Origin of the sequence: Okeania sp., assembly GCF_035285525.1 — a bacterium.
Taxonomy (GTDB): Bacteria; Cyanobacteriota; Cyanobacteriia; order Cyanobacteriales; family Microcoleaceae; genus Trichodesmium.
Genome location: NZ_JAYKGW010000097.1, coordinates 20,323 through 27,812 on the forward strand (window position 1 = coordinate 20,323; position 7,490 = coordinate 27,812).

6 protein-coding genes are annotated in these 7,490 nt (G+C 36.6%); 5 read left to right on the forward strand and 1 reads right to left on the reverse strand.

Going from position 1 to position 7,490, the window contains the following annotated elements; genetic code table 11:
• The first annotated feature begins 502 nt into the window (after positions 1–502).
• The 5 genes from VKJ25_RS09145 (at position 503) to VKJ25_RS09165 (ending at position 6,784) form a co-directional block, all read left to right on the forward strand.
• On the forward strand, positions 503–1,696 hold the full coding sequence (locus tag VKJ25_RS09145) for an FAD/NAD(P)-binding protein (protein ID WP_324236318.1): 1,194 nt from the start codon (positions 503–505) through the stop codon (positions 1,694–1,696).
• A gap of 109 nt (positions 1,697–1,805) precedes the next feature.
• Positions 1,806–2,564 (forward strand): GTP-binding protein, encoded by a 759-nt coding sequence (locus tag VKJ25_RS09150; protein ID WP_324236319.1) that lies wholly within the window; start codon positions 1,806–1,808, stop codon positions 2,562–2,564.
• Positions 2,565–3,088: 524 nt separating this feature from the next.
• Positions 3,089–3,904 (forward strand): metallophosphoesterase family protein, encoded by an 816-nt coding sequence (locus VKJ25_RS09155; protein ID WP_324236320.1) that lies wholly within the window; start codon positions 3,089–3,091, stop codon positions 3,902–3,904.
• Positions 3,905–4,570: 666 nt separating this feature from the next.
• A complete protein-coding gene (locus tag VKJ25_RS09160; protein ID WP_324236321.1) occupies positions 4,571–5,299 on the forward strand; it encodes a metallophosphoesterase family protein in 729 nt (242 codons plus the stop codon).
• Between the two features lie 318 nt (positions 5,300–5,617).
• A complete protein-coding gene (locus tag VKJ25_RS09165) occupies positions 5,618–6,784 on the forward strand; it encodes a hypothetical protein (protein WP_324236322.1) in 1,167 nt (388 codons plus the stop codon).
• A 374-nt stretch (positions 6,785–7,158) separates the two neighbouring features.
• On the opposite strand, the gene VKJ25_RS09170 is transcribed toward VKJ25_RS09165, so the two are convergent.
• Positions 7,159–7,490: PDDEXK family nuclease (locus VKJ25_RS09170; protein ID WP_483143738.1), on the reverse strand; the 332-nt coding region annotated here is incomplete at its 5' end.

The window sequence follows — 7,490 nt, forward strand, 5'->3', positions numbered from 1 at the left end:
CTTAGTCGATTGGATATTATTAACATTTGTCTATACATTTGAGAGAAGATATATTTAAAAGCTTATAATCTAAACATCAACAAGCTTATACCCTATTTGTAATTAGGGTTGGCTGAATAAATATGAAGGTATTCACATACTAATGGTTTTAGCATTTTTTAGTTGGGAAAAAGTACTAGCTTTTAGGTTCAATTAAAAAGGTGAAAAAAGTTAGCAAGGAAAGGCTAACTAGAACAGAAAAATTAAGAGACAATTCTTCCAACTAAATTCCTTTATAACTCTTATTCCTCCGAGCTTCTCTTCCTCGGAGGGGCTAGGAGTGGGTTGACTCCCTAAGTCCCCCTCCACCGGAGGGGTTAGGGTTGGGTTGACTCTCTACTTCCACCATCAGACTTTTTCAAATATGAAACTCAAAATCTTGTTTGGTAGCCATTACAGCTATAATATATTATTTTTAAAATGAGAATAATTATCATTCTCATAATTATTGTTCTTTAATTCCATGTCCTTACCAGTACAAACCAAAATGGCCATCGTAGGTGCTGGACCCCATGCCCTAACCTTGGTAACTCATCTGTTGCAAAAACGGGAAAAGTATCGCCATAAAATAATAGTATTTGATCCCAGCGGCACTTGGATGAGTCAGTGGCAACAGCAGTTCGCAGCCCAAGACATACCCCACTTGCGATCGCCAGTCGTTCACCACCCAGACCCAGACCCCTATTCTCTGCGTCGGTTTGCGGAACATCGCCTAGATGAACTATTCCCTCCCTACGACTTACCTGGAACAAAAGTATTTCAAGAATTTTCCCAAGACGTAGTTAGTCGCTGGCAATTAGAAGACAAAGTATACAAATCATCAGTGACAAATATTGCTCCCATAACCTATAGAGGGAAACCTAACTTTCGAGTTGAACTAGATGATGGCAACTCAACCATAGCTCATCAAGTAGTCGTAGCTAATGGTGGGGGAAAATCCCAACTTCCAGAATGGGCGAAAAAAATTTCCACCCCCTATCCAAACGAAAGCCTTTGTCACTCCAATGAAGTAGACTTGCAAGGTTTGCGACTCAAAGGGGAAAAAGTGTTGGTTATCGGTGGGGGATTAACTAGCGGCCATTTAGCATTGGGGGCTTTAAAACGAGGCGCAAACGTAGCCTTGATGCTAAGACGTAAGCTCAAAGAGAAATTATTTGATGCCGACGCTGGTTGGTTAGGTCCAAAATATTTGAAAGTTTTTAGCGCCGAAACTGACTGGCAAAAACGATGGCAGTTAATTCAAGAAGCACGAGATGGGGGTTCCGTGACACCAGAAGTGATGACTCAGTTGCGCCGTTACCAACACCAAAATGAGTTATCTATTTTTGAGGAATGTCAGGTAGTGGGTGCTGAGTTTGTCGGCGATCGCTGGCAAGTAAAATGCGATGATGGAATGACATGGGAATGCGATCGTATCTGGTTAGCAACAGGTACAAAACTTGATATTATAGAACAACCTATCTTAAAAGAAGTCTTGCATACTCACCCAGTGAAAATAATCAATGGGTTGCCAGTATTAGATGAATATTTGTGCTGGTCTGGTTGCGAACTATTTATTATGGGTGGGTTAGCTGCTTTGCAAGTAGGACCTGTTGCCAGAAACCTATCGGGAGCAAGGATGGCAAGTACCCGTATCGTATCAGCATTAAAAAGTTAATAGAATTTACGCAAATACGCTATATGTAGCGTTTAAAACTATTGTACAATAGTTTTTTAACTCTATAGGCAGTACTTTGCCTAAGTCCTGGTTAAGCTATGGAAGAAAAATGTCAAAACCTATAATCACTGTAGTAGCTGGTCCACCGGGAGTCGGCAAAACAAATTTTATTCGGGAACAAATCCCCAAAGATACTCCTGCTGTTTATTTCAGCCCCGGTACTGGCAATGTTCCCATTGACCACACTTATCTGGCTACGGATTTTCCCAATCTCAAAATTATTACTGATGCTCAACAGTCAGAACTCATAGAATATCTTGGTAATGGTACAGTTACTTTTATCGAATTAGGATTTTATTTAGAGTTAGATGCAATGTCATCACTGCTGGATAAGATTCCTAGCACTCGTATTGCCATTATCCCACCGGGAACAGAAAATAGTGAATGGCATAAGTGGGCAGACCAAACTGTAGAAGGATGTGCTATTGAGAGTAATATTAATAATTGTCAATTCTGGCGATCGCCCACTAGAGGTCAAGTTATCGATCCGGCAAGTTTAGATGTTTTTTGGTATGATGAATTAATCCCTGGAGCTTATGGTGAAATTGTGCGTGCTAAAGCAATTTTTGATATTGCTGACGGACGTGCTTTTTCCTTTAATTTTGTCTTAGGAAAAGACACTGAATATCAAGAATTAAATTTACCAAGATGGCTAGAAGGTAGACCAGAACGTTTTAGTGGAATTGAAGTTTTTGGTAATAACTTAAATCAGAAAGCTTTAGCAGAAACTTTACAAGATTGTTGTTTACCTGATATAGCAATTTTAGCTTATCAAGAACAAGTAAAAGAAACAATGAATAATGAATAATTAATAATTAATAATTAATAATTAATTATTATGGTTGAAAGCCTCGCATTTTAAGGAAAAAAAAGAAATAATATTTCCTTAGATGTCGAATAACTTTGCTGAAATTACTGAAGCATTAAAGTTTTGAGCAATAAAATCTTACTTTTGACTTTTGATTTTTGACTTTTTTAATTAAATAGTTAGCCGTAGGTTGGGTTGAGGAACGAAACCCAACAAGAGTAAGCTTTTTTAGGTTTCACTATCGTTCAACCCAAACTACATTTTTAGATGAAAACTTTGACTATTTAATTCCATTAATTAAATAGTTAGCCGTAGGTTGGGTTGAGGAACGAAACCCAACAAGAGTAAGCTTTTTTTAGGTTTCACTATCGTTCAACCCCACCTACATTTTTAGATGAAAATTTTGACTATTTAATTCCATTAATTAAATAGTTAGCCGTAGGTTGGGTTGAGGAACGAAACCCAACAAGAGTAAGCTTTTTTTAGGTTTCTGAACAATTAATAATTAAATAGGAATAATTAATATGAAAATCGCAGTTATGTCTTGCATTCATGGCAATTATGAAGCTTTAAATTCTGTATTAATAGATATAGAAAAACAGAAAGCAGAGAAAATTTTCTGTCTGGGAGATTTAGTCGGTTATGGTCCCCATCCCAACGCGGTTGTCGAGCAAATTCGCAGTTTAGATATTCCCACAGTTTTAGGTTGTTGGGATGAGGATATTGTGGAAGGATTAAATTCTTGTGAATGTAGTTATCCTTCTTTATTAGCAGAGAAACGTGGCAAGTTAGCTCACGAATGGACTGATAAAGAAATTAATCCAGAAACACGAGAATATTTAGGGTCTTTATCTCATACTTTGAAAGAAGAAAATATGTGTTTTGTTCATGGTAGTCCTCATAGTAACCATGAATATTTATTACCAGATTTAGATGGTTTTTTAGCAGTTGAAAGAGTGTTAAGTAGTGGTGCTGATGTCTTGTTTTGCGGTCATACTCATGTACCTTATGTTCGGACTCTTGATGCTAATCAATTATTAGTTAAAGTTAATAGTTTGGGGAGGGAAAATTTAGAGTCAAAGAGTTGTATTGCTCCTCTGAAAAAAATTGTTAATGTTGGTTCTGTAGGAGAACCTCGTCATGGTAGACCAAATGCTACTTATGTTATTTATGACAATGAAACTGAAGAAGTAAATATTCGAGAGATTCCCTATGATTATCAACTTACTTGTGAAGCTATAGTTAATAAGGGGTTGCCAGAAATTTTTGCTTGGCGTTTGGCAAGGGGTTTAGAATATGCGGAAAAAGCTGACGATCCTACTCATATTTGTGAGAGATAATTGATAATTAATAATTAATAATGGATAATTGATAATTAAATAATTCTGGTTTAAGTAGGTAGGTGAAAAAAAATTACAAGTATGTCATTGCGACTGGAACGGAGTGTAAGGAAGCAATCTCTGAGGGTTTTAAATACTTTAATATTTCCTTACATCGTGAAGTTTATTTGTGCCTACCTACTTAATTTAATGCCTCCCATTCTAAAGGGAAAAGGAAATAATATTTTCTTATATTTAATCAATAATGGTTTTATAGAAATTTAAGTTTTTCTGAGGTAAAATCCCCCCGTCCCCCTTTGAAAGCTATCCCTTATAAGGAACTCCTGAAACCCTGATGATGGTGGGATGGGCAGATGAGGGGAGAAAAGCCTCTAGTTAAATACTTAACTCTCCCGGAATACCCATTGAATGGTAAATACATGACTCGTCTTTTTTGTCAAGTTTTATGTTAAGAAAGATGTTTATAAAGGGGGGAAGCTGGAGCCTTCAAAGTCCCCCTTTCAAAGGGGGATTTAGGGGGATTATAAATCTAGCTCAGAACTGTGGAAATTGCTATAACCATAGGTAATTATCTATTATCAATTACAGCAAATTTCATCTTGGTAAAGCATATCTATGACAGCCTAGAAGGCTGTGTTACAAACCCTAAAAAAAGCAAAAAATTATATGAATTATTGGGCAATCTTAACTGGAATTGAAGGAAATATCAAAGCTTATGAAGCCGTACTTGCTGATATTAAAAAACAAAGATATTTTGTGGAATCTTTATATATTTTAGGAGATTTAGTCGGGCTAAATATAGATTGTAAAAAATTAGTAGAGCGAGTACGTTATCCCAAAAAAAACGAACTTATACCCCAAGTTTGTACGGGATGGTGGGAAGAACAATCTTTGATTTTACATGGATTAACTTCGATGAATGAACCGACAGAATTAATCAAAGAATATGGCATGAATACTGTGAAAATATTATGGGATAATGTAGATAGAGAAACAGTAGAATGGTTGAGGAATTTGCCCTTTGGTTTTTCTGAACTTGACTGTTTATTAATTCACGGTAGCACTATCGGAGTAAGCGATAAATTGACCCCCGATACTCCCCCGATACAAATGTTAGATAGATTAATGCGTTTTGGCGTTAATAATTTATTTTGTGGTCGCTCTGGTTTAGCTTTTGAATATCAGTTGGAAAATGGTTCAGTTAGTAGTGGGGTGACAACATTGGGAGCTGAAGTAGGTGCTATTGAGACAACATCATCTACTCAAGCTTTAACGCCACGTCGGGTAATAGGGGTAGGTAATGTGGGAAGTTTGCCGGGAAATGCTACTTATACTCTTTATAATCCTAATACTGATGCAGTTTCTTTTAGAACTTTGACATACTCCCCGCGCTAAAGCGACAGGGATTCTAAATAGTGATATTTAGACTTCCTGCTCTAAGTTTCAGTCAATCTCGCCATCAATTGAGTCAAATTTCTGTCAAAGCTCGGTTTGATTTTTCTTTAGATATGGTAATGTTTATTTAGTTTATGTTATAAAAATAAATGCAAAGTCATGCACACAACAGCAATTGATTTTATACAGCGTTTTACAGGAAAGAATTTAAGCAATCGAAATATACTCGAAGAGTTTTCAGATCGAGTCAGATTCTCTAGTTGGTTAAAAAAACAATATCCTAATACGTCACCAGAAATATACAATGCCATGCTGTTGATGGCACGACCATATTTTGAGTATAAAGATACGCCCGTATACGTTGTATCATTGGTCGATACACTTTTTATTACGGGACGTAGTGACTCTAGCATCAGCTTTATCCGACCTAATACTTTAGGCACTCAAAAACAAATGATACTTGATGTACCACATGCCGGAACCTTACCACCTTCTTGTGTTGATGGACTATTATCTGATGACGTAATTGCTGATAAATCCGTATGCTCTAGCAATCCTTACACAATTTGGAATCAAGCAGATGTTGGGGTTTTGGAGGTATCTGGAAGTATTTGGCAAAATAATCAAAATTTTGTCTGTGGTTCGGCAGTATTGACAAATTTAATTATCAGCAATGGCAATCGCTCCCCAGCAAAAGAAGGTAGAACTAATCAGGTCTACAATACACACACTTATCGTGGGACTCCTCTATACAAAGATATTTCTCAGCCTACGGTCGAAACAAAACTAGGGTTAAAAAAGAATCATGATTTGAGTATTGCTGTAGCTGGAGCATGTCGTGCTGCTGCGTATATGACAAATCCGAATTATCCTATTATCTGTTTAGAACCACATAGTTATTCAGCATTTTCCCATGAAATACTCGATGCGTTATTTTCACCAAAACTAGATGGTATGAACTTAACTAAATTTGCACCGCACAATGGTGGTACAGATACCAAAGCACTACTAGATTATCTGCGCAATACCTATGACTTGAAATCGTATCAAGAGTTAGTTAGACCATTGGTGTCAGTCTTAGATGTCTCAAATCCTGACGAACCAGATAAATACAGTACTGTTAATCGCTCGCAAATGGAAGCTTTTGTCGATCCCTTTATAAGGATGATACGGGATGCTTCTCACAGACTACCTATTAATATTGATAATTGGGAAAAATCCCGTCCTGATGTTTATGGTGCTACCAATACCATACTGAAAAGGTTAGAAGAAGCGATCAAAAAAGCCAATTATTATCTTGACATTAATGATGACAACCTAATATCAAAAACTATAAATACGGTGACAATTGAATATAATAGGGGACTGGTAACATCCAACGAAACCTCTAACATCCACACCAGTGAACAAGATTTTTACGAGCGTTGTCAATTGCTCGGTGCGGCATTTGTAGCTGGCATCAATAATATGCAAAATCTGTTTTAACTTTCCTGGCTTTCCCATGGGACGCTCTCCCGCAGGGGAAAGCCAAGACCAGGATTCGGACACCAGCACGAATTTGGTAAATGTTATCGGGAACAATAGTTTTTTCTGCTAATAAATGACCTGTTGTTGTTAAATTCTCCACTAATATTTTACCTAATTTATCATCAGCTTCGGTTCTTGTATCAGAAACTTTTAGGACGGCGATTTTTAAGGGTAGTAAAGATTAGTTTTAGTTCATTTTTGTGAGTTTTAAATTAAGCTTTAACGGAAATACTTTTCTACTTCTAAAACACTTTTACCAAAACAACTATTGACAATTGTTGTTACGCGATCGCTGTTTAAGTTAGGCAGAGAATTGCTGATAGGGGATTTCACTAAGCGTGAGGTACACCCACGCGGGCAAGATGCCCGCACTGGAATATTATAATTATCAATATTTGTACCTCACAAGAAAAGGGAAATGCTATTATTGTTAATTCTAAATATCCTGAATCACTGGTAACAAAGAATCTAATTTTATTGTTTTCCCATAGCCAAACTTCAGGAATTTTTAAGTATTGATATTTAGTTAAATCGTCGATACTTCCTGATGTGAGATTTATTTCTACTGCCAAATCTGGCTTGTCTTTATCTATTTCGAAACAGTAAGCTACATCAGGTTCTTTTCCTTCTTTTCCTTCTTCTTTAAGAGTAGTTTTATTGTAAG